Annotated in this window: 22 protein-coding genes; 9 read left to right on the top strand and 13 right to left on the bottom strand. The window is 74.8% G+C overall.

Going from position 1 to position 18,709, the window contains the following annotated elements:
* Window positions 1–317: hypothetical protein (locus FHL79_RS12175; protein WP_246080692.1), on the top strand; the 317-nt coding region annotated here is incomplete at its 5' end.
* A 50-nt stretch (window positions 318–367) separates the two neighbouring features.
* Window positions 368–571, top strand: a complete 204-nt coding sequence (locus FHL79_RS12170) for a hypothetical protein (protein ID WP_138758852.1) — start codon at window positions 368–370, stop codon at window positions 569–571.
* 27 nt (window positions 572–598) lie between these two features.
* Here the strand turns inward: FHL79_RS12170 and FHL79_RS12165 are convergent, their stop codons facing one another.
* Window positions 599–1,810, bottom strand: a complete 1,212-nt coding sequence (locus FHL79_RS12165; protein ID WP_138758851.1) for an MFS transporter — start codon at window positions 1,808–1,810, stop codon at window positions 599–601.
* 43 nt (window positions 1,811–1,853) lie between these two features.
* Entirely contained in the window at window positions 1,854–3,371 is a 1,518-nt protein-coding gene (locus FHL79_RS12160; protein ID WP_138758850.1) for a Mur ligase family protein, read from the bottom strand.
* A 108-nt stretch (window positions 3,372–3,479) separates the two neighbouring features.
* Here FHL79_RS12160 and FHL79_RS12155 point away from each other — a divergent pair, with 108 nt between their 5' ends.
* Window positions 3,480–3,920, top strand: a complete 441-nt coding sequence (locus FHL79_RS12155; protein WP_138758849.1) for a hypothetical protein — start codon at window positions 3,480–3,482, stop codon at window positions 3,918–3,920.
* On the opposite strand, the gene FHL79_RS12150 is transcribed toward FHL79_RS12155, so the two are convergent.
* Window positions 3,895–4,227 (bottom strand): YnfA family protein, encoded by a 333-nt coding sequence (locus tag FHL79_RS12150; RefSeq protein WP_138758848.1) that lies wholly within the window; start codon window positions 4,225–4,227, stop codon window positions 3,895–3,897. The genes FHL79_RS12155 and FHL79_RS12150 overlap by 26 nt on opposite strands.
* Window positions 4,228–4,276: 49 nt before the next feature.
* Here FHL79_RS12150 and FHL79_RS12145 point away from each other — a divergent pair, with 49 nt between their 5' ends.
* A complete protein-coding gene (locus tag FHL79_RS12145; RefSeq protein WP_138758847.1) occupies window positions 4,277–5,095 on the top strand; it encodes a DUF998 domain-containing protein in 819 nt (272 codons plus the stop codon).
* Between the two features lie 219 nt (window positions 5,096–5,314).
* Here FHL79_RS12145 and FHL79_RS12140 read toward each other — a convergent pair whose 3' ends face one another.
* Window positions 5,315–5,674, bottom strand: a complete 360-nt coding sequence (locus tag FHL79_RS12140) for an ArsR/SmtB family transcription factor (RefSeq protein ID WP_138758846.1) — start codon at window positions 5,672–5,674, stop codon at window positions 5,315–5,317.
* Between the two features lie 96 nt (window positions 5,675–5,770).
* Here FHL79_RS12140 and FHL79_RS12135 point away from each other — a divergent pair, with 96 nt between their 5' ends.
* Together FHL79_RS12135 and FHL79_RS12130 are read left to right on the top strand one after the other, a co-directional pair.
* On the top strand, window positions 5,771–7,195 hold the full coding sequence (locus tag FHL79_RS12135; RefSeq protein WP_138758845.1) for an FAD-dependent oxidoreductase: 1,425 nt from the start codon (window positions 5,771–5,773) through the stop codon (window positions 7,193–7,195).
* Window positions 7,192–8,400, top strand: coding sequence for an MFS transporter (locus FHL79_RS12130; protein WP_246080691.1), 1,209 nt, complete (start codon window positions 7,192–7,194; stop codon window positions 8,398–8,400). The genes FHL79_RS12135 and FHL79_RS12130 overlap by 4 nt, the downstream gene beginning before the upstream one ends.
* On the opposite strand, the gene FHL79_RS12125 is transcribed toward FHL79_RS12130, so the two are convergent.
* The 5 genes from FHL79_RS12125 to arsB all read right to left on the bottom strand — a co-directional run bounded on the left by FHL79_RS12125 (window position 8,397) and on the right by arsB (window position 11,405).
* Window positions 8,397–8,849 carry an arsenate-mycothiol transferase ArsC gene (locus FHL79_RS12125; protein ID WP_138758844.1) on the bottom strand — a complete coding sequence of 151 codons (453 nt, stop codon included), beginning with the start codon at window positions 8,847–8,849 and terminating at the stop codon, window positions 8,397–8,399. The two genes, FHL79_RS12130 and FHL79_RS12125, sit on opposite strands and share 4 nt — an antisense overlap.
* A complete protein-coding gene (locus tag FHL79_RS12120) occupies window positions 8,846–9,268 on the bottom strand; it encodes an arsenate reductase ArsC (protein ID WP_138758843.1) in 423 nt (140 codons plus the stop codon). The genes FHL79_RS12125 and FHL79_RS12120 overlap by 4 nt, the downstream gene beginning before the upstream one ends.
* The gene (locus FHL79_RS25530) at window positions 9,265–9,426 is read right to left on the bottom strand and encodes a hypothetical protein (protein WP_218938441.1); all 162 of its coding nucleotides are present in this window, start codon (window positions 9,424–9,426) and stop codon (window positions 9,265–9,267) included. Before FHL79_RS25530 ends, FHL79_RS12120 begins: the two co-directional genes overlap by 4 nt.
* Before the next feature lie 201 nt (window positions 9,427–9,627).
* Window positions 9,628–10,278, bottom strand: a complete 651-nt coding sequence (locus tag FHL79_RS12110) for an arsenate-mycothiol transferase ArsC (RefSeq protein WP_138758842.1) — start codon at window positions 10,276–10,278, stop codon at window positions 9,628–9,630.
* Window positions 10,275–11,405, bottom strand: coding sequence for an ACR3 family arsenite efflux transporter (gene arsB / locus FHL79_RS12105; protein WP_138758841.1), 1,131 nt, complete (start codon window positions 11,403–11,405; stop codon window positions 10,275–10,277). The genes FHL79_RS12110 and arsB overlap by 4 nt, the downstream gene beginning before the upstream one ends.
* Window positions 11,406–11,582: 177 nt before the next feature.
* Between arsB and FHL79_RS12100 the strand changes: the two genes are divergently transcribed.
* Window positions 11,583–11,867, top strand: coding sequence for an ArsR/SmtB family transcription factor (locus FHL79_RS12100; RefSeq protein WP_138758840.1), 285 nt, complete (start codon window positions 11,583–11,585; stop codon window positions 11,865–11,867).
* Between the two features lies 1 nt (window position 11,868).
* Here FHL79_RS12100 and FHL79_RS12095 read toward each other — a convergent pair whose 3' ends face one another.
* A complete protein-coding gene (locus FHL79_RS12095) occupies window positions 11,869–13,083 on the bottom strand; it encodes an amidohydrolase family protein (RefSeq protein ID WP_218938440.1) in 1,215 nt (404 codons plus the stop codon).
* 39 nt (window positions 13,084–13,122) lie between these two features.
* Window positions 13,123–14,040 carry a DMT family transporter gene (locus FHL79_RS12090; RefSeq protein ID WP_138758839.1) on the bottom strand — a complete coding sequence of 306 codons (918 nt, stop codon included), beginning with the start codon at window positions 14,038–14,040 and terminating at the stop codon, window positions 13,123–13,125.
* A gap of 139 nt (window positions 14,041–14,179) precedes the next feature.
* Between FHL79_RS12090 and FHL79_RS12085 the strand changes: the two genes are divergently transcribed.
* A complete protein-coding gene (locus FHL79_RS12085) occupies window positions 14,180–14,578 on the top strand; it encodes an SRPBCC family protein (RefSeq protein WP_138758838.1) in 399 nt (132 codons plus the stop codon).
* A gap of 6 nt (window positions 14,579–14,584) precedes the next feature.
* On the opposite strand, the gene FHL79_RS12080 is transcribed toward FHL79_RS12085, so the two are convergent.
* A complete protein-coding gene (locus FHL79_RS12080; RefSeq protein ID WP_138758837.1) occupies window positions 14,585–15,343 on the bottom strand; it encodes an SDR family NAD(P)-dependent oxidoreductase in 759 nt (252 codons plus the stop codon).
* Between the two features lie 241 nt (window positions 15,344–15,584).
* Between FHL79_RS12080 and FHL79_RS12075 the strand changes: the two genes are divergently transcribed.
* Window positions 15,585–16,919, top strand: a complete 1,335-nt coding sequence (locus FHL79_RS12075; RefSeq protein ID WP_138758836.1) for an alkaline phosphatase — start codon at window positions 15,585–15,587, stop codon at window positions 16,917–16,919.
* A 292-nt stretch (window positions 16,920–17,211) separates the two neighbouring features.
* Here FHL79_RS12075 and FHL79_RS12065 read toward each other — a convergent pair whose 3' ends face one another.
* Window positions 17,212–18,660, bottom strand: a complete 1,449-nt coding sequence (locus FHL79_RS12065; RefSeq protein ID WP_138758835.1) for a uracil-xanthine permease family protein — start codon at window positions 18,658–18,660, stop codon at window positions 17,212–17,214.
* Window positions 18,661–18,709 lie beyond the last annotated feature (49 nt).

The raw sequence follows: 18,709 nt of genomic DNA, 5'->3' as shown, positions 1-18,709 counted from the left end.
GTGCGGTGGCGGGCGGGATGAACCGGGGGCAGCACGGGAGGTCGCTGGCCGACCGCGCCGCCCGTTCCGGGGTGCCCGCCGCGCCCGCCCCACCGCCGGACCCACCACCGGTCCGCCGGGCGGCCGGGCAGGGCCACGGCCGGCACTGCTGGGTGCACGACCCGCCGGACGCGCCGGGCACCTGGCCGGGACTGCTGGTCGAGTGGCGGCACCGAGAGGACGGCTGGCACGGCCGGGTCGCCTACACCGTCGTCGGGGTCCACGGCCCGGTGCTGGTGGAGGCGTGGCTCCCGGCCGAGCAGCTGAAGCAGGGCTGACCGGGTCAGGCGCCGTTTGCGGGGGCACCACTGCGGGATACCGGGAGGGCATGACCAGCGCACACGACGAACCGACGCTCGACGACGTGATCGCCCCCGAGGAACCGGTGGTCCGGGACCGCACCGAGCACGCCAAGGACCCGCACCTGTCCGACGAGGTGCTCGAGCACCGCACCGAGCTCGAGCGGCAGGCCGTGCAGTCCGACGACGCCGACCCGGCCGGGGCCTACGAGCACGACGCGACCGAGGCCTGACGGGCCTCCGCCCCGGGGCGCCGCGGCTCAGCGGCGTCCCAGGGAGCGCGTCCGGCCGAGCACCAGGCTGAGCACCAGCGCACCGAGGGTCGCCCCACCGGCCAGCACGGCCACCCCGGACCACCCGGCGTCGGACCACGCCCGCCCGGCGAGCGTGCCGCCGACCGACGACCCGACGTAGTACGAGAACGAGTACAGCGACGCCGCCTGCCCCACCGCCCGGCCACCGAGCTGGGCGCGCGCCGCCACCCAGCCGCTCGCGACGCCGTGCGCGGCGAAGAAGCCGACGGTCAGCACGCACAGGCCGGCGATCACGCACCACAGCGGAGCGGGCAGGGTGAGCGCGATCCCGGCACCCATCAGCAGCACCGTGCCGGGCACGACCAGCCGCCGACCGGACCGGTCGGCCAGCCAGCCGGCGACCGGCGAGCTCACCGAGCCGAGCAGGTAGGCCAGGAACACCAGCCCGACCAGCGCCGGGGACAGCGAGTACGGCGCGGACTCCAGCCGGAAGGTGGCCGCGTTGTAGACCGCCACGAACCCGCCCATCAGCAGCGCCGCCACGCCGTACAGCGCCAGCAGCGCCGGGTCGGTGAACGCCTGACCCAGCTGCCGCAGCAACCGGCCCTCCCGCGGCACCCGGGTGAACCGGCGGGAGGGCGGCAGCAGCAGCCGGACGGCGACCGCGCAGCCCACCGCCAGGGCGGCCACCCCGGCCAGCGCCGTCCGCCAGCCGCCCAGCTCGGTGAGGAAGCCGCTGATCAACCGGCCGGAGAGCCCGCCGATCGCGGTGCCGCTGACGTACAGGCCGATCGCCCGGGAGCTCACCCCGGCGTGCAGCTCCTCGCGCAGGTAGGCCACCGCCACCGCCGGCAGCGCGGCCAGCGCGAAGCCCTGCAGGCCCCGCAGCACCAGCAGCACCCACCAGGACGGCGCCAGCGCGATGAGCACCGCCAGCACCGCGGCGGAGGCGAGGCCGGCCTGCAGGATGCCGGTCCGGCCGCGCCGGTCGGAGACGGGTCCGAGGACCAGCAGCCCGACGGCCAGCGCCCCGGTGCTGATCGAGATGGCCAGCGTCGAGGACGCCGGGGAGACCCCGAAGGAGCGGGTCAGCTCCGGCAGCAGCGCCTGCGGGGCGTAGAGCGTCGCGAACACCGCGATGCCGGCCAGGAAGACCGCGACCGCCGCCCGCCGGAACCCGGGCTCACCCACCCGGTGGCCCGCCCACTCCTCGGTCACACCTGAAGACTGCTCCTGTGAGCCGGCCCACCCCGGGCAGCGGTCAGGAGGCCTGCTCGGTGACCAGGTCCAGCGTGACCGACTCCAGCGCCGCGCGGGCCACCGCGGCGTCGTCGAAGGGCACCGGGGCGCCGTCGTCGGTCATCGTCGTCTCGTGGCCGCGGCCGACGACGAGCACGACGTCCCGCGGGCCGGCGGCCAGCACGGCCCCGCTGATCGCCTCCCGGCGGTCCAGCACGGTCCGCACGGTCGCCTCGCTGCCGACCAGCCCCACCCGCAGCTCCTCGACGATGGCCTCCGGCCGCTCCCCGTGGCTGCCCTCGTTGGTCAGCCACACCTCGTCGGCGGCGCGGGCCGAGACACCGAGCCCCTGGCGCTTGTACCGGTCCCGCCGCCCGCGCGCGCCCAGCACGAGGTGCACGCGGCCGGCCGGGCCGGTCAGCTCCCGCGCCGTCTGCAAGGCGGCGGCCAGCGCGCCGGGCGTGTGCGCGTAGTCGACCACCACCAGCGGGCCGTCCGGGCTGCGCAGCAGGGTGTTCCGGCCGGCGGGCGGTGCGGTGCGGGCGATCCCGGCGGCGACCGTGTCCGGGCGCAGGCCCAGCACACGGCCGGTGGCCCAGGCGGCGGCGAGGTTGCCCACGTGCACCCGGCCGACCAGCGGCGAGCCGATCCAGTGCCGGCCGTCGGGGTCCTCGACGACCACGCTGGTGCCCTCCGCGCCGGTGCGCCAGCCGACCACCCGGACGTCGGCGTCCGCGGTGGGGTCGGTGCTGACCCGGGTCACCGGGATGCGCGCCTGGTCGGCCAGCCGCCGGCCCCACGGCTCGTCGACGACCACGACGGCGCGGTCGGCCCGCTCGGGGCTGAACAGCCGCGCCTTGCTGGCCCAGTACTGCTCGATGGTGCCGTGGTGGTCGAGGTGGTCCTCCTCGAAGCCGGTGAAGACCGCCACCTGGACGTGCACGCCGTCCACCCGGCCGACGTCGAGCGCGATCGAGGACGCCTCCAGCACGGCGCTGGTCGCGCCCGCGTCGAGCATCCAGCGCAGCAGGCCGTGCAGCTCGGGCGCCTCCGGCGTGGTCAGCCGGGTGCTGCGCTGCTGGCCACCGACCCGCGCACCCAGGGTGGTGACCAGCCCAGCGCACTCGCCCGCGGCGGCCAGCACGCCGCGGACCAGCGTGCTCGTCGTCGTCTTGCCGTTGCTGCCGGTGACCCCGACCAGCCGCAGCTGGTCGGCCGGGTCGCCGGCGAGCAGGGCGCCGAGCCGGCCGAGCACGGCGCGCACCGAGGGCACCAGCAGCTGCGGCGCTCCCCCGCTCACCGGACGGTCGACGAGCAGCGCAGCGGCACCGGCGGCCAGCGCCTGCTCGGCGAAGCGGTGCCCGTCGCTCCCCTGCCCGCGCACGCAGCCGAACAGGCAGCCCGGCGTCACCGCCCGGGAGTCGGTGACGAGCCGGCGCAGCACCAGGCCGTCGACCGCCCCCGAGGAGGTCACCGGCCCGGCGGCCACCGTCCGCGCGCGCTGCTCGACGGCCTGCCAGGGGACCGGGGGGAACACCACCCAGGGAAGGCTAGAGGGGAACTCGCTGGTCGGCAGCGCGAGATCCGGACGCGCGCAACCGGATGGCCGCGGTGGTCGCTGCCGGCGACGGGCTGGTTGGCTGGGCGGGTGCCACGACTGGAGCCCGGGGACGTCGCCTGCTGGGTGCTCAAGAGCCGATCCGCGCCAGAGGTGATCGCACCCGGCTGGACACCGGGCAGCGACCACGCGCTCGACCGGTGCGTCCGCCGCTCCTACCGGCTGGAGCTGATGGCCCCGGGCCAGCCCTGCCTGCTCTGGGTCAGCGGCGTCCACCTGCCAGGGGTGCACGCGCTGGGCGAGGTGACCGCCGCCGTGGCCGAGGGCGACGACGGCCCGGTCGTCGGCGTCCGGCTGACCCGGCTCGCCGAACCGGTGGCCCGCGCCGAGCTGCTGGCCCACCCGGCGGCCCGGGACGCGGAGGTGCTGCGGATGCCGGCCGGCAGCAACCCCTCGTGGCTGTCCGCCGCCCAGTACGCCGCCGTCCTCGACCTCCTCGGCCCGGTCAGGAGCCCCGCGGCGCGTACATGATCAGCGCGACGCCGACCAGGCAGACCAGCGCGCCGCCGACGTCCCACCGGTCGGGCCGGAAGCCGTCGGCCACCGCCGCCCAGACCAGCGACCCGGCGATGAAGACCCCGCCGTAGGCGGCGAGCACCCGGCCGAACGCGGCGTCGGGCTGCGCGGTGGCCACCACGCCGTACAGGACCAGCGCCACGGCCCCGGCGCCCACCCACGCCCACCCGCGGTGCTCCCGGAGGCCCTGCCAGACCAGCCAGGCGCCGCCGATCTCCAGGACCGCGGCGAGCAGGAACAGGGCGATGGAACGGGCGGTCACCCGGGACACTCTGCCGCCTGCACAGCTGCGGCTGGGACGATGGCTCCCCGTGACAGACAGCCGGTACCGGTGGGGCGGACTCGCCTGGGTCCTGACGTGTCAGTTCTTCGTCGTGGAGGCGATCGCGGCCGCGCGGTACGGCGGCTACTCCTACTCGGCGGACGTGATCAGCGACCTGGGGACGGCGGACTCCGCCGCCCGGCTGCTCATGAACGGCTCGTTCGTGCTGCAGGGGGTGCTCATCGCCGCCGGCGTCCTGCTGCTGGGGCCCGGGCTCGCCGGCAGCGGTGGGCGGCTGGCCCGGGTGCTGCTCGTGCTCGCCGGCCTCGGTGTGCTGCTGGTGGGGCTGTTCCCCTCCGACGGCAACGCCACGGTGCACCAGATCGCCGCCGGCACCCACCTGCTCGCCGGTGCGGTCGGGCTGATCGCGGTGGCCTACGCGGTCCGGCCGCGGTCGGAGGGCCTGGGCACCACCCTCGCCGTCCTCGGCCTGGTCGGCGTCATCGGCACCATCTTCTTCGGCTCGGCGGTCTTCCTCGGTCTCGGCGAGGGCGGCATGGAACGGGTCGCCGCCTACGTCATCCCGGTCGGGCTGGTGCTGGCCGGAGCCGCGCTGTGGCGGCAGAAGGACGACTGGCTCGAGCTGACCAACGCCGACGGGACCCCCAGCCGCCGGCAGCTGCGGGAGGACGCCCGGGTCGAGCGCGCCCTGCGGGCGGCCGAGCGGGACGCCGCGCTGGAGGAGGCCGCCCGCCGCGCCGCCGGGCGGCCCGCGGCCCCGGCGCCCCCCGCCTCGTCGTCGACCGCCCCGGCCGACGACGAGGACGACTTCGACCCCGACGACCCCTGGGCCCCTCGCCGCCGCTGACCGCGTCCCGGGATCAGCCGACCTGATCGCGCGTGCTCCTGGCTCAGCGTGTCGAGTGAGCCAGGAGCACGCCCGGTGAGCCAGGACGCGCGGCAGCTCGCCTCAGCGGTGCCGCCGGACCCCGGCCGCGAGGAAGGCCGTGCAGCGCGACCGTCGCCGGTCGTCCGTCCCCGCAGCCTGGCCGGGCACCACCGGCCACGACGTCACCGGACGACCGGGTCAGGAGCAGCAGGCGTCGGCACCCTCGGGGGTGAGCGCGGCGATCGTGGCAAGCGCCCTCACCGGCCCGGCCAGCGCCTCGCAGCACAGCGCGTAGACGTTGCTGCGCCCCCTCGGCGTGATCGTGACCAGGCCCTGCTCGCGCAGCGGCGCGAGGTGGTGGCTGACGAGCGTCTGGCTCATGCCGGCGGCGTCGGTGAGCTCGCGGACCGTGCGCGGCCCCTCGGCCAGCAGCAGCACCAGGTGCAGCCGGTTGGGGTCGGCGAGGGCCTTCAGCTGGGGGGCGAGCAGGCGCGCGCGGTCCGCCGGCGAGGTGAGCTCGTCGACGTCGAGCAGGCGGACGTCCAGGGCCTGGGGCATGGTCGGATTGTGCCACACGGACGTTGCTGACAACAGCATCGGCTGTTAACGTCCCTCGGCATTGGTGGACAACGGTGCACGAGGACGGAGCACGGCATGAGCGCGTACCGCACGGAGTCCCTGCCGGTCGTGGTGATCGGTGCCGGGCCGGTCGGCCTGGCCGCTGCCGCGCACCTGCTCGAGCGCGGCCTGGAGCCGCTGGTGCTGGAGGCCGGCGACCAGCCGGGCGCCGCGGTGCGCTCCTGGGGCCACGTCCGGCTGTTCTCCCCGTGGGAGTACGACGTGGACGCCGCGGCGGCCCGGCTCCTGGAGGCGACCGGCTGGGAGCTCCCCGACCGGGACGCGCTGCCCACCGGCGCCGAGCTGGTCGACCGCTACCTGGCGCCGTTGGCCGCGACGGCACAGCTGTCCGGGCGGATCCGCACCGGGACGCGGGTGGTCGCGGTGTCCCGGGTCGGGGTGGACAAGACCCGCACGGTGGGCCGCGAGGGTCGCGCCTACCTGGTGCGCACCGTCGCCGACGGCCGGGTGCTCGACCTGACCGCCCGGGCGGTCGTCGACGCCTCCGGCACGTGGGGTCAGCCGAACCCGCTGGGTGCCGCCGGCCTGCCCGCGGTCGGCGAGGCCGAGGCAGCCCCGTGGCTGGTCGGACCTCTGCCCGACGTGCTCGGCGCCGACCGGGCCCGCTTCGCCGGCCGACACACACTGGTGGTCGGCATGGGCCACTCCGCGGCCAACACCCTGCTCGCGCTGGTCGAGCTGCAGCAGGACGAGCCGGGCACCCGGGTCAGCTGGGCCATCCGCGGCCGCTCCCCGGCGCGGCTCTACGGCGGCGGGGACGCCGACGGCCTGCCCGCCCGCGGGCTGCTCGGCTCCACGCTGAGGACCGCGGTGCAGGCCGGGCACGTCGAGCTGCACCGCGAGGTGACCCTCACCCGGTTGACCCCGACGGCAGGCGGGCAGCTGCAGGTGACCGGCACCGGCCGCGACGAGGCGCCGCTGAGGTTGACCGTCGACGCCCTGGCCGCCGCAACCGGGTTCCGTCCCGACCTGGACATGCTGCGCGAGGTCCGGCTGGACCTGGACCCCGGCGTGGAGGCCCCCGCGCGGCTGGCTCCGCTGATCGACCCGAACCTGCACTCCTGCGGCACCGTGCCCCCGCACGGGCACCGCGACCTCGCCCACCCCGACGAGGGCCTCTACCTGGTCGGCATGAAGTCCTACGGCCGTGCTCCGACGTTCCTGCTGGCCACCGGCTATGAGCAGGTCCGCTCGATCGCCGCCGCGCTGGCCGGGGACGTCGAGGCGGCGGGCTCCGTCCAGCTGCAGCTGCCCTCGACCGGGGTCTGCAGCACCGACCTGGGTGCCCGGGAGGCGGCCGAGAGCACCGGCGTCGGGTTCGCCACCGGCAGCGAGCACGGGTACTCGGCCGAGGGACCGGAACTGGAGCCAGAGCCGGCCGCCTGCTGCGGCCCGGCCCCGCAGCCGGTGAGCATCGGGGCCCCGGCCGCGGGGCGGTGAGCGACCGGCCCGACACCACCGGCGTGGAGGTCGCCCGGCAGCCACCCCGGCGGGTGCTGGCGGCGCTGTGCCTCACCGAGGTGGTCAGCTGGGGCGTCCTGTACTACGCCTTCCCGGTCGCGCTGTCCTCGATCACCGCCGACACCGGCTGGTCGGCCTCGGCGGCCACCGCGGCGTTCTCCGCGGGGCTGGTGGTCTCCGCGCTGGCCGGCATCCCGGTCGGGCGGTGGCTGGACCGCGCGGGGCCGCGGCGGGTGATGACCGCCGGCTCCCTGCTGGCTGCACCGGCCGCGGCGGGGGTCGGGCTGGCGCCGAGCTTCGCGTGGTTCGTCACCGCCTGGCTGATCGCCGGGGTCGCGATGGCCGCGGTCTTCTACCAGGCCGCGTTCGCCGCGCTCACCCGCTGGTACGGCCCGGCCCGGGTGCGGGCGCTGACCACGTTGACCCTGGCCGCCGGCCTGTCCAGCACGGTCTTCGCGCCGCTGACCAGCCTGCTGCTCGAGCAGCTGAGCTGGCGGGCCACGTACCTGGTGCTGGCCGTCGTCCTGGCCGTGGTGACGGTGCCGCTGCACGCCTTCCTGCTCACGCCGCCGTGGACCCCGGCCCCGGAGGACCGGCACCGGGACGGCGCCCCGTCGTCGGTGCGGTCCGTCGTGCGCAGCCGCGCCTTCCTGCTGCTCTCCGGCTCGCTGACCGTCACCGCCTTCGGCCTCTACGCGGCGAGCCTGACGCTGATCCCGCTGCTCACCGGGCGGGGCATGTCCGCGTCGCTGGCCGCCACCACGCTGGGGCTGCTGGGCGCCGGGCAGCTGCTCGGCCGGGTGGGCTACGCGCCGCTGACCGCCCGCACCACCCCCACCACCCGGACGGTCACCGTCCTGGCCGCCTCGGCGGTGGCGATCGGGCTGCTGGCCGCGGTCCCCGGTCCGAGCGGGCTGCTGGTGGTGCTCGCGGTGCTCACCGGTGCGGCCCGCGGCGCCGGCACCCTGCTGCAGGCGACCGCCGTCGCCGACCGGTGGGGCACCGCCCGGTACGGGGCGCTGTCGGGCTGGTTCAGCGCGCCGATCACCGGCGCGGCCGCCCTCGCCCCGTGGGCGGGGACGGCGCTGGCGGAGTCCCTCGGCAGCTATCCCGCGATGTTCGCCGGGCTGACCGTGGTCGTGGCTGCGGCAGCCGGCGCCGCCGCGTTCAGCGCCCGGCCCTAGCCGGACAGCTCTCCCTCCCGATCGCGTGCCACGTCGGGCTGCACACCCAGTTCGGCGGCCAGGGACCGCACCCGGGCGGCGATGTCGTCGCGGACCAGCCGCATCCGCTCCATGCCCTCGATGCCGCGTGCCGAGGGCTCGTCGGTGTCCCAGGTCTCGAAGCGCGTGCCCTCGACCGGTTCGACCTGCGCCTCGAGGCCGAGGGTCACCACGACGTCGACGCCGCGCACCAGCTCGGGGCTGATCGGCCTGGGGCGCGCACCGGAGATGTCGATGCCGAGCTCGGCGAGGGACCGGGCGGACTGCTCGTTGACCGCGTCACCGGGTGCGGTGCCGGCGGAGTGGACGTCGATGGCGTCCCCGGCCAGGTCCTCCATCAGGCCGGCGGCCATCTGGGACTTGCCGGCGTTGTGCACGCAGACGAACAGGACGCTGGGCCTGCCCGTCACAAGGCATTGCTGACGCCGGGCACCTGCAGCTCGGCGAGCAGGCCGCGGATGCGGCCCTCGATCTCGTCGCGGATGGGGCGGACGGACTCCACGCCCTTGCCCGCCGGGTCCTCCAGCGCCCAGTCCAGGTACCGCTTCCCGGGGAAGACCGGGCAGGCGTCGCCGCAGCCCATGGTGATGACGACGTCGGAGGCCTCGACGGCGTCGGTGGTGAGCACCTTGGGGCGCTGGTCGGAGATGTCGATGCCGACCTCGGCCATCGCCGCCACGGCAGAGGGGTTGACCTGGTCCCCGGGGACCGAGCCGGCGGAGCGCACCTCGACGGCGTCGCCGGCCAGGTGCCGGAGCCAGCCGGCGGCCATCTGGGAGCGGCCGGCGTTGTGCACGCAGACGAACAGGACGCTGGGGCGGTCACTCACGGGGTCTCCTTGCTCACGGCGTCGGTTCGGCTGAGAACCGACGGCAGGGCGTCGATGCTGGGCGGTCGGTGTTCACGGCTCCAGGCCTGGGCGGCGATCTGGACTGCGTCCCAGGGTGAACCCAGCGGCGGGGTGTAGGCCAGGTCCAGGTCGGCCATGCCCTCCACGGTCATGGCATGGAACAGCGCCGTGGCGAAGACATCGGCCCGCTTGGCGATCTCGCTGCCCAGCCGGCCGACCAGTTGCGCGCCGAGCAGCCGACCGGTGTCGCGTGACCTCAGCGGTCGGGTCGAGCTCGCGGGCGCGCAGGCCGGCGGAGATGCCGGCGTCGCTGCCGCCGACGACGACCAGCCGGCGGCTCATGCGCCGAGCTCGGAGAGGAGCCCCCGGACGCGGGTCTCGATGTCGGTGGCGATCGCGTCGACCGCAGCCGGGTCCTGGCCGGCCGGGTCGGGAACGTCCCAGTCCAGGTAGCGCTTGCCGGGGTAGACCGGGCAGGCATCGCCGCAGCCCATGGTGATGACCACGTCGGCGGCCTGGACGACGTCGTCGGTGAGCGGCTTGGGAAAGGCGTCGGTCACCACCATCCCGCGGGCGGTCAGCACCTCGAGGACGACGGGGTCGATCTCGTCGGCGGGCATGGACCCGGCGGATCGGACGTGCACGCGCCCCTCCGAGAGGTGCTCCACCATGGCGGCGGCCAGCTGCGAGCGCCCGGCGTTCTGCACGCAGATGAACAGGACCTCGGGGGCTTCCTTGGCCAGCACTCCCTTGGCCTGCGCGAGGGCGGTGAGCCGCTCGGTCGCGAAGCGACAGGTGAGCACCGGCAGGTGGGCCTTGACCTTGGCGGTGCGGCCGAGTGCGGCGTAGGACTCGAACACCATCCGCTCGACGGTCTCGGGGCTCACCATCCCCGTGAAGCGGGCCGAGAGGTCCTCGACGTGGCGCCGCAGCACCAGGTTGGGATCCAGCAGTCCGGGGAAGCCGGCGGTCTGGTCGGTCTGGGTCATCGGGACGCTCCCTCGTCGATGCGGGCCGGGACGGTCGGGTCACCGGGGAACCAGCGCCGGGCGGCCCAGAGCGAGACGTAGACGAGCGCCACCAGGACCGGCACCTCGATCAGCGGGCCGACGACACCGGCCAGCGCCTGGCCGGAAGTGACGCCGAAGGTGCCGATCGCGACCGCGATGGCGAGCTCGAAGTTGTTGCCAGCGGCGGTGAAGGCCAGGGTCGCGGTCTTGGCGTAGCCCAGCCGCAGCCGCATGCCGAGCAGGAACGAGCCGCCGAACATCAGCGCGAAGTAGGCCAGCAGCGGCAGCGCGATCCGGACGACGTCCCAGGGCTGGGAGGTGATGGCGTCGCCCTGCAGCGCGAAGAGCATGACGATGGTGAACAGCAGCCCGTACAGCGCGACCGGCCCGATCCTCGGCAGGAAGCGGCTCTCGTACCAGGTGCGGCCCTTGGTGCGCTCCCCGATCGTCCGAGTCAGGAAGCCCGCGACCAGCGGGATGCCGAGGAACACCAGCACCGACAGCACGATGGCCCAGACGCTGAAGTCCGCCGACGTCGTCGACAGCCCCAGCCAGCCGGGCAGCACCTGCAGGTAGAACCAGCCGAGCGCGGCGAAGGCGACGATCTGGAACACCGAGTTGATCGCGACCAGGACCGCAGCGGCCTCCCGGTCACCGCAGGACAGGTCGTTCCAGATCAGCACCATGGCGATGCAGCGGGCCAGCCCCACGATGATCAGCCCGGTCCGGTACTCGGGCAGGTCGGGCAGCAGCGCCCACGCCAGGCCGAACATCAGCGCCGGGCCGATCAGCCAGTTCAGCACCAGCGAGGCGACCAGCAGCTTCCGGTCACCGGTCACCCGGTCGAGCTCGGAGTACCGCACCTTGGCCAGTACGGGGTACATCATCAGCAGCAGCCCGATCGCGATGGGCAGGCTCACGTCACCGACCTGCACCGCCTCGAGTGCGTCGTCCAGGCCGGGGATGAGCCGGCCGAGCAGCAGGCCGGCGGCCATCGCCACGATGATCCAGACCGGCAGGAAGCGGTCCAGCGTGGACAGCCGGGCGAGGACCGGGGTCGTCAGATCGGTACCGGACCGGGGGCTCTCGGCAACGGTGTCACTCATGCAGGGAGCACTCCTCCAGGTCATCGACATCGATCGATGTCTGCGGACGAGGATGCCTGGGGTATCGACAGTCGTCAATGTCCGGCTGATACTGGCCTGGTGGACAACAGGCGAACAGAGTTGCCGCTCCTGGAGCGGCCGAGCACCGCCTGCTCCCCTGCCGAGGTCACCAGGGCGATGGACGCCGAACGGGCCGGCGACCTCGCCCGCACGCTCAAGGCGCTGGCCGACCCCGCGCGGCTGCGGGTGCTGTCCCTGGTCGCCGGCAACGACGGGCGCGAGGTCTGCGTCTGCGACCTCACCGACCCGCTGGGACTGTCCCAGCCGACGGTCTCCCACCACCTGAAGGTGCTCGTCGACGCCGGGTTCCTGCAGCGGGACAAGCGAGGTGTCTGGGCGTACTACTCGCTCGTCCCCGGCGCACTGGCCCGCGTGACCGACGCGCTCCCCGGCGGGCGCTGAGTCACAGCACCCTGCCGCCGCGCACCACCACCCGTGGCGGGGCGTGGTGCGCCAGCAGGTCGACCGTGCGGGTCGCGTCGTGCACGAGCAGGTCGGCGGGGCCGCCGACGCGCAGCCCGTAGGACGGCAGCCCGAGCACCCGGGCGGCCGACGTCGTCACCAGGTCGACGAGCACCTCCTGCTGCCGCGCGGTGCGCATGTCGAGCAGGTGCGCGGCCAGGAAGGCGACCTCCAGCAGGCTGTGCCGGCCGAACGGGTAGTAGGCGTCCTCGATGTCGTCCTGCCCCAGCGCGACGTCGACACCCAGCGCGACCGCGCGCTCGACCGGCAGCGCCACCGGACCGGTGTGCGGGTCGCTGACCAGCCCCAGCCCGACCTCGCGGGCGAGTTCGAGCACCGCGGTCTGCCGCGCGGGGTCGTAGTGGCCCAGCGCGCGGGCGTGACAGGCCACGCCGCGGCCCTGCAGTCCGTGCCGCCGCAGGGCCTCGGCCAGCATCCGGGTCGTGTCCGAGGCCGGGTCGGAGGCGTCGTCGGTGAGCATGGCGACCCGCCGGCCCAGCCGGGCGGCGAGCGCGCACGCCCACTCGACGTGCGCCTCCTGATCGGCCACGGTCGCCTCGATCCACGGGATCCCGCCGACGACGTCGGCCCCGAGCGCGAGCGCCTCCTCCACCAGGTCGTCGGCACCCGGGTCGCGGAGCACGCCGTCCTGCGGGAAGGCGACCACCGAGACGTCCACCCGGCCGCGGAACTCCTCGCGTGCGGCGAGCACCGCCTGCACGCCCACCAGCCCGGCAGCGGTGTCGACGTCGGCGAAGGCCTGGACGTGCAGCACGCCGTGCCGTGCGCCGTCGGCGAGCGCCTGCCGGACGGCGGGCAGCAGCCGCTCGACGCTGTACTGCGCCTTGACCGCCCGGGCCAGGTCGATGCCGCGGGCGGAGTCGGCCATCCCGTCGCCGGTGTAGGCCTGCAGCGCCGCGTCACCGACCCACGGCAGCGTGCGCACCTTGTCCAGGTGCAGGTGCGCGTCCACGAACGGCTCGGTGACCAGCCCGCCGGCGGCGTCGACCACCGGGACCCCGGCCGTCCGGGGCAGCTCCCCGGCGGGGGCGAGCGCGGCCACCAGCCCGTCCGCGCACCGGACGTCGACGACGGTCCCGTCGCGCAGCCGCGCCTCGGTCACGATCAGGGACCCGGCACCGGCGGAGGTGGTCACCGGACAGTCGTAACAGGCGCAGATGTCGTCCCGGTGTCCTCAGACGGTGGAGCCGGCCTCCTGGGGCACCGCGACCGGCGCGGGCACCCGCCCGCGCCGGCGGGAGAGCGCGACACCGGCGAGGCAGACCACCCCGCCGACGACGGCGAGCGCCGGCGGCACCTCGTCGAGCAGCCACCAGCCGAGCAGCACGACGATCGGGGGCACCAGGTACGTCGTCGCGCCCAGCCGGCCGGCGTTCATCCGGGACAGCGCGTAGGCCCAGGTGCTGAAGGCCAGGGCCGTGGGGACGGCGCCGAGGTAGACCATCCCCCAGATCGAGGAGGCGGGCGACGATCCCAGGTCGTCGACCAGGGCACCGGCCCACGGCAGGCAGCACACCGCCCCCATCGCGCAGGCGGTGAAGGTCACCTGCAGCGGCGGGAGCCGGCGCAGCAGCGGCTTCTGCGCGACCACCCCACCGGCGTAGGTGACCGCGGCGACCACGCAGAGCACGACGCCGGCGAGGTCGGCCCCGGCGTCCCGGGTGGCGAAGCCGATGAGCAGGACCCCGCAGAACGCGACGCCGAGCCCCACGACCAGCCAGCGCGGGAAGCCCTCACCCAGCAGCAGCCCGGCGAAGACCGCGATGAGCACCGGACCGATGTTCACCAGCATCGCGGTGGTTCCGGCGTCGAGGTGCTGCTCGGCGGCGTTGAGCGCCAGGTTGTAGATGCCGAACCAGCCGACCCCGCAGACGGCCAGCAGCCGCCACTCCCCGGCGGTGGGCCGGGTCCAGCCCCGCGGGGCGAGCAGCGCGCCGAGCACGACCGTGCCGACGGCGAGCCTGCCCAACGCCAGTGCGCCGGGCGAGAGGTCCTCCCCCACCGCCCGGATGCCGATGAACGCCGACGCCCAGGCCAGCACGGTGACCGCGACGGCGAGCAGGGTCAGCGGGGCGCGGGTCGCGGTGGGCACGAGGAGGACCCTAGGGACACCCCCCGACGGGGACCGGCGGTTTCCGGCCGTGGCACTGCGGCTGGCCGTCCTGCCCCGGACATCGGCCGGATCGTTGCGGTCCCCCCGGGCTGTCGGTGCCGTGCGGCACCATGCCGGCATGCCGACGGAGTCCCGCCACCTGACCGTGTCCATCCAGCGACCGGCGGGCCAGGTGTACGCCTACGTCCGGGACCCTGCCCACCTGCCGGAGTGGGCGGCCGGCCTGGCCGCGGGGATCCGCCGGGAGCGCGGCGAGTGGGTGGCCGACTCCCCGATGGGCCGGGTCCTGGTGCGGTTCGTCCCGGTCAACGAGTACGGCGTCCTCGACCACGACGTCGTCGCGCCCGACGGGTCCGTGACGACCAACCCGGTACGGGTGCTCGCCGACGGCGGGACCAGTGAGGTGGTGTTCACGCTGCGGCGCCAGCCGGGCGTCAGCGACGACGCGTGGTCGGCCGACATCAGTGCCGTGACCGCCGACCTCGCCACCCTCAAGCGGGTGCTCGAGGCCGGCTGAGCGGGCTCAGCGCTGCTGGGCGGTGGGGCGGACGAGCACCTCGTTGACCGCCACGTGCGCCGGCTGGGTGACCAGGTAGAGCACCGCGCGGGCGATGTCCTCGGCCTGGAGGGGCACCATGTCGGTGTACATCCGCTGCGCGCCGGCCTTGGCGTCGGGCTGGGTGATGTGGTCGGTCAGCTCGGTGGCCACGGCGCCGGGCTCGACCAGGCCCACCCGCACGCCGCGCTGGGTGACCTCCTGGCGGAGCGACTCGCTGAACGCGTTGACCGCCCACTTGCTGGCGTTGTAGACCCCGGCGCCTGCGCGGGCCTGCCGGCCGGCGACGCTGGACATGTTCACGATGTCGCCCGACCCCTGCGCGACCATGCCGTCGATCGCCGCCGCGGTCATGTAGAGCACGCCCATGACGTTGGTCTGCAGCATCCGGCGCCAGTCCTCGGTGTCCGCGCCGACGATCGTGCCCAGCAGCATGACCCCGGCGTTGTTGACCAGGACGTCGAGCCCACCGAGCTCTGCCCGGGTGCGCGCCACCGCAGCCGTGCAGGCGTGCTCGTCGGTCACGTCGAGGTCCAGCTGCAGCACGTGCGCACCGCCGTCGCGGAGCTCGGCCGCCAGCGCGTCCAGCCGGTCCCGGCGCCGGGCCCCGATCGCCACGGCGGCACCGGCCCCGGCCAGCGCGACCGCCGTCGCCGCACCGATCCCCGACGACGCTCCGGTGACCAGGGCGACCTTCCCGGCAAGCGGTGAGCTGCTCTCGGTCATGGGTGCCTCTCCTCCGCCGCAGGGTGCGGCCGTCGTCCACTCTGCGGGACCGGCGCCGACCTGGCACACCGGCATCCAGAGCAGGTTGCTGAGAGCAACGAACCAGCCGCACACCGTGCCCGCCGAGCGGGGTCCACCCGGCTGTTCACCAGGTGTCCAGCACTGGCTCACATCCCGTTCGCAGCTCTCGCACAGCGTCGCCGGTGCGACCGGGCGCGGGGCCCGGCGCGGAGAGGACCTGATGTCGATCAACCGGATCGCCCGTCGGCGGGCCGTGCCCGCCGCCCTGGCTGCCGCACTCGTCGGCGCTGCCGTCGCGGTCGCACTGCCCACCACCGCCCTGGCCGGCGGAAACGACAACGGCCACGGCCACGGGCACCCGCGCAACGTCATCTTCGTCAACGGCGATGGCATGGGCGCCGCCCACCGGGAGGCCGCGCGGCTCGCCCTGGCCGGCTTCGAGGGCGACCTGGCGATGGACTCCCTGCCGGTGACCGGCCTGGAGACCACCGACCCGCGGGACCCGGACGACACGATCACCGACTCCGCCGCTGCGGCGACCGCGTGGGCGACCGGTGAGAAGACCTACAACGGGGCGATCAGCGTCGACGTGGACGGCAACCCGCTGGTCACCCTGGGCGCCGAGGCGGAGGCCGCAGGCAAGGCCACCGGCATCGTGACCACCGCCCAGGTCACCGACGCCTCCCCCGCCGCCTTCTTCGCCAACACCCCCGACCGCGGCCTGCAGGACCAGATCGCCGAGCAGTACCTCGAGGTCACCAAGCCCGAGGTCATCCTGGGTGGCGGCGAGGACTGGTGGCTGCCCGCCGGCAACGAGGGCGTCTACGCCCCGCGCACCGCGGCGGAGCAGGGCAGCGAGACCGACCCGGAGGTCAGCCGCAGCACCCGGGGCGACCTGGTCGCCGAGGCGCAGGGCCTGGGCTACGAGTACGTCACCGACGCCGCCTCGCTCGAGGCGGCCGAGGGCGACCAGCTGCTCGGCCTCTTCTCCAACGAGGAGATGTTCCAGCAGCGCCCGGAGGGCGAGGGCGACGAGTACGACCCGGTCGTGCCGCTGGCCGACATGACCTCGAAGGCGCTGGACACCCTCTCCGCGGACCGCGACGGCTTCTTCCTGCTGGTCGAGGAGGAGGCGGTGGACGAGATGTCCCACGCCAACAACGCCACCCGCATGCTGCAGGCCATGGCCGCGCTGGACGACGCGGTGCAGGTCGCCCGGGACTACGTCGCCGAGCACCCGGACACCCTGCTCATCGTCACCGGTGACCACGAGTGCGGCGGCCTGACCGTCGAGGACGTCGACGACGCCGACGAGAGCGGCCCCGGCGGGACGCTGGACGGCACCCCGGCCGTCGAGGACCAGATCTCCGGTGAGGACGGCCCGTTCGCGGTCGCCGACAGCGACGAGGAGTTCGTCCTGGACTGGACGACGTCCGGCCACACCGGCGTCCCGACCGTGGTCACCGCCGAGGGCGTCGGCAGCGACGCCCTGGTCGGCTACCACCCGAACACGCACCTGCACGACGTGGTGCACGAGGCGCTGTTCGGCCGCTGAGCACGGGGCCGCCCCGGGGACACCGGGGCGGCCCCTCCCGCGTTCAGCGGGACCAGGCCGCCGCCGTCGGTGGCGCGGGCGCCGGCGCCGGCGCTGCAGGGCCCGGCGTAGAAGTGCAGCAGCTCGACGTCCCGCACCCGGACGCCGTTGCGGTGAGGTCCCGGCCCACCCGGTCCAGGCCGGTGCGTCCCCGGCGGTCCGGCTCGTCGATCCCCGCGGTCCTGGCGTCCTCCTCCGGACACGGACCGGCCCGGCTCCCGGGGACGGGAGCCGGGCCGGCTGGGACGGACGATCAGCGCCGGTGGTCCTGCCGGTCGAGGTCGGAGGGGTCCGCCCCGCCCGCGTCCACCGTGTGCCGGCCGGAGGAGCCCAGAGCCGGCCCGGTGCCGCCCGCGAAGCCGTCCTCGGCGGCGAGCGCCGCCCGCATCTCGGCTGGCGCGACGGACCGTGCCAGGTGCCAGCCCGCCACCGCGACGATCGACCCGAGCGCGATGCCGCCGAGGGAGTACTCGTCGCTGAAGACCAGGTTGACGTTGCCGATCCCGATGATGATCCCGGCCGCCAGCGGCACCAGGTTGATCGGGTTGGCGAAGTCGACCCGGTTCTCCTTCCAGATCTTGGCGCCGAGCAGGCCGATCATCCCGTAGAGGACGACGGTGATCCCGCCGAGCACCCCACCGGGGATCGCGTTGACCAGCGCACCGAACTTCGGGCAGAGGCCGAGCAGCAGCGCCACGACCGCGGCGACGTAGTAGGCCGCGGTGGAGTAGACCCGGGTAGCGGCCATGACGCCGATGTTCTCCGCGTACGTGGTGGTCGGCGACCCACCCACCGAGGTCGCGATGACGGTGCCCAGACCGTCGGCGAAGATCGCCCGGCCCATCACCGGGTCGAGGTCGCGCTTGGTCATCGCCGCGACCGCCTTGACGTGACCGGCGTTCTCCGCGATCAACGCGATGACCGCCGGCAGCACCAGCAGGCTGAAGTTCACCGAGAAGTGCGGCGCGGTGAAGTCCGGCAGCCCGACCCAGTCCGCCGACCCGACGCCGGAGAGGTCCAGCCGGTCGTGCGTGGTCGCCTCGGTGGCGCCCCCGAGGACCGACGTGATCGGACCTGCCGTGGCGTCCAGCAGGGCGGAGAGCAGGTACCCGAAGACCAGGCCGAGCAGGATCGAGATGCGGGCCCAGAAGCCGCGCAGCAGCAGCGAGGCGAGGATGACGAAGACCATCGTCGCCAGCCCGACCCACTGGTCCTGCGGCCAGTAGGTGTTGGCGACGACCGGCGCCAGGTTGAACCCGATGATGAGCACGACGGCGCCGGTCACCGCCGGCGGCAGGACCTTGTTGACCAGCCGCGGCCCGGCGGCCTGGATGAGCAGGCCGACCAGCGCGAGCACGACGCCGGAGACGAGGATCGCCCCCACGACGTCGCCGGAGCTCCCGCCGTTGGCCCGGATCGCCAGCACGCCGCCGACGAAGGCGGCGCTGGTGCCCAGGTAGGAGGGCACCTGCCCCTTGACGACGAGCAGGAAGACGATGGTCGCGACACCGCTCATCATGATCGCGAGGTTTGGGTCCAGCCCCATGATCAGCGGGAAGACGAACGTCGCACCGAACATCGCGACGACGTGCTGGGCGCCGATCCCGATCGTGCGCGGCCAGGAGAGCCGTTCGTCCGGCGCCACCGACTCCCCTACCGGCGGGGTCTTGCCATCCCCGTACAGCTTCCAGCCCAACGCCATCAGGTCCTCCTCGAGCGGACGCTGAGCCAAGTAGCTCAGCGCTGAGGAA

Source organism: Modestobacter altitudinis, from assembly GCF_005930475.1.
In the GTDB taxonomy this organism is placed as follows: Bacteria; Actinomycetota; Actinomycetes; order Mycobacteriales; family Geodermatophilaceae; genus Modestobacter; species Modestobacter altitudinis.
Note: the sequence above shows the minus strand (reverse complement) of the source record. Positions and strands in the feature narration are given on the sequence as shown.

Coding starts and splice junctions, on each gene's coding strand:
- FHL79_RS12135 (WP_138758845.1), top strand. CDS start 5,771: ATGAGCGCGTACCGCACGGAGTCCCTGCCGGTCGTGGTGATCGGTGCC.
- FHL79_RS12080 (WP_138758837.1), bottom strand. CDS start 15,343: ATGACCGAGAGCAGCTCACCGCTTGCCGGGAAGGTCGCCCTGGTCACC.
- FHL79_RS12085 (WP_138758838.1), top strand. CDS start 14,180: ATGCCGACGGAGTCCCGCCACCTGACCGTGTCCATCCAGCGACCGGCG.
- FHL79_RS12110 (WP_138758842.1), bottom strand. CDS start 10,278: ATGACCCAGACCGACCAGACCGCCGGCTTCCCCGGACTGCTGGATCCC.
- FHL79_RS12065 (WP_138758835.1), bottom strand. CDS start 18,660: ATGGCGTTGGGCTGGAAGCTGTACGGGGATGGCAAGACCCCGCCGGTA.
- FHL79_RS12140 (WP_138758846.1), bottom strand. CDS start 5,674: ATGCCCCAGGCCCTGGACGTCCGCCTGCTCGACGTCGACGAGCTCACC.
- arsB (WP_138758841.1), bottom strand. CDS start 11,405: ATGAGTGACACCGTTGCCGAGAGCCCCCGGTCCGGTACCGATCTGACG.
- FHL79_RS12100 (WP_138758840.1), top strand. CDS start 11,583: ATGGACGCCGAACGGGCCGGCGACCTCGCCCGCACGCTCAAGGCGCTG.
- FHL79_RS25530 (WP_218938441.1), bottom strand. CDS start 9,426: ATGGCCGACCTGGACCTGGCCTACACCCCGCCGCTGGGTTCACCCTGG.
- FHL79_RS12075 (WP_138758836.1), top strand. CDS start 15,585: ATGTCGATCAACCGGATCGCCCGTCGGCGGGCCGTGCCCGCCGCCCTG.
- FHL79_RS12170 (WP_138758852.1), top strand. CDS start 368: ATGACCAGCGCACACGACGAACCGACGCTCGACGACGTGATCGCCCCC.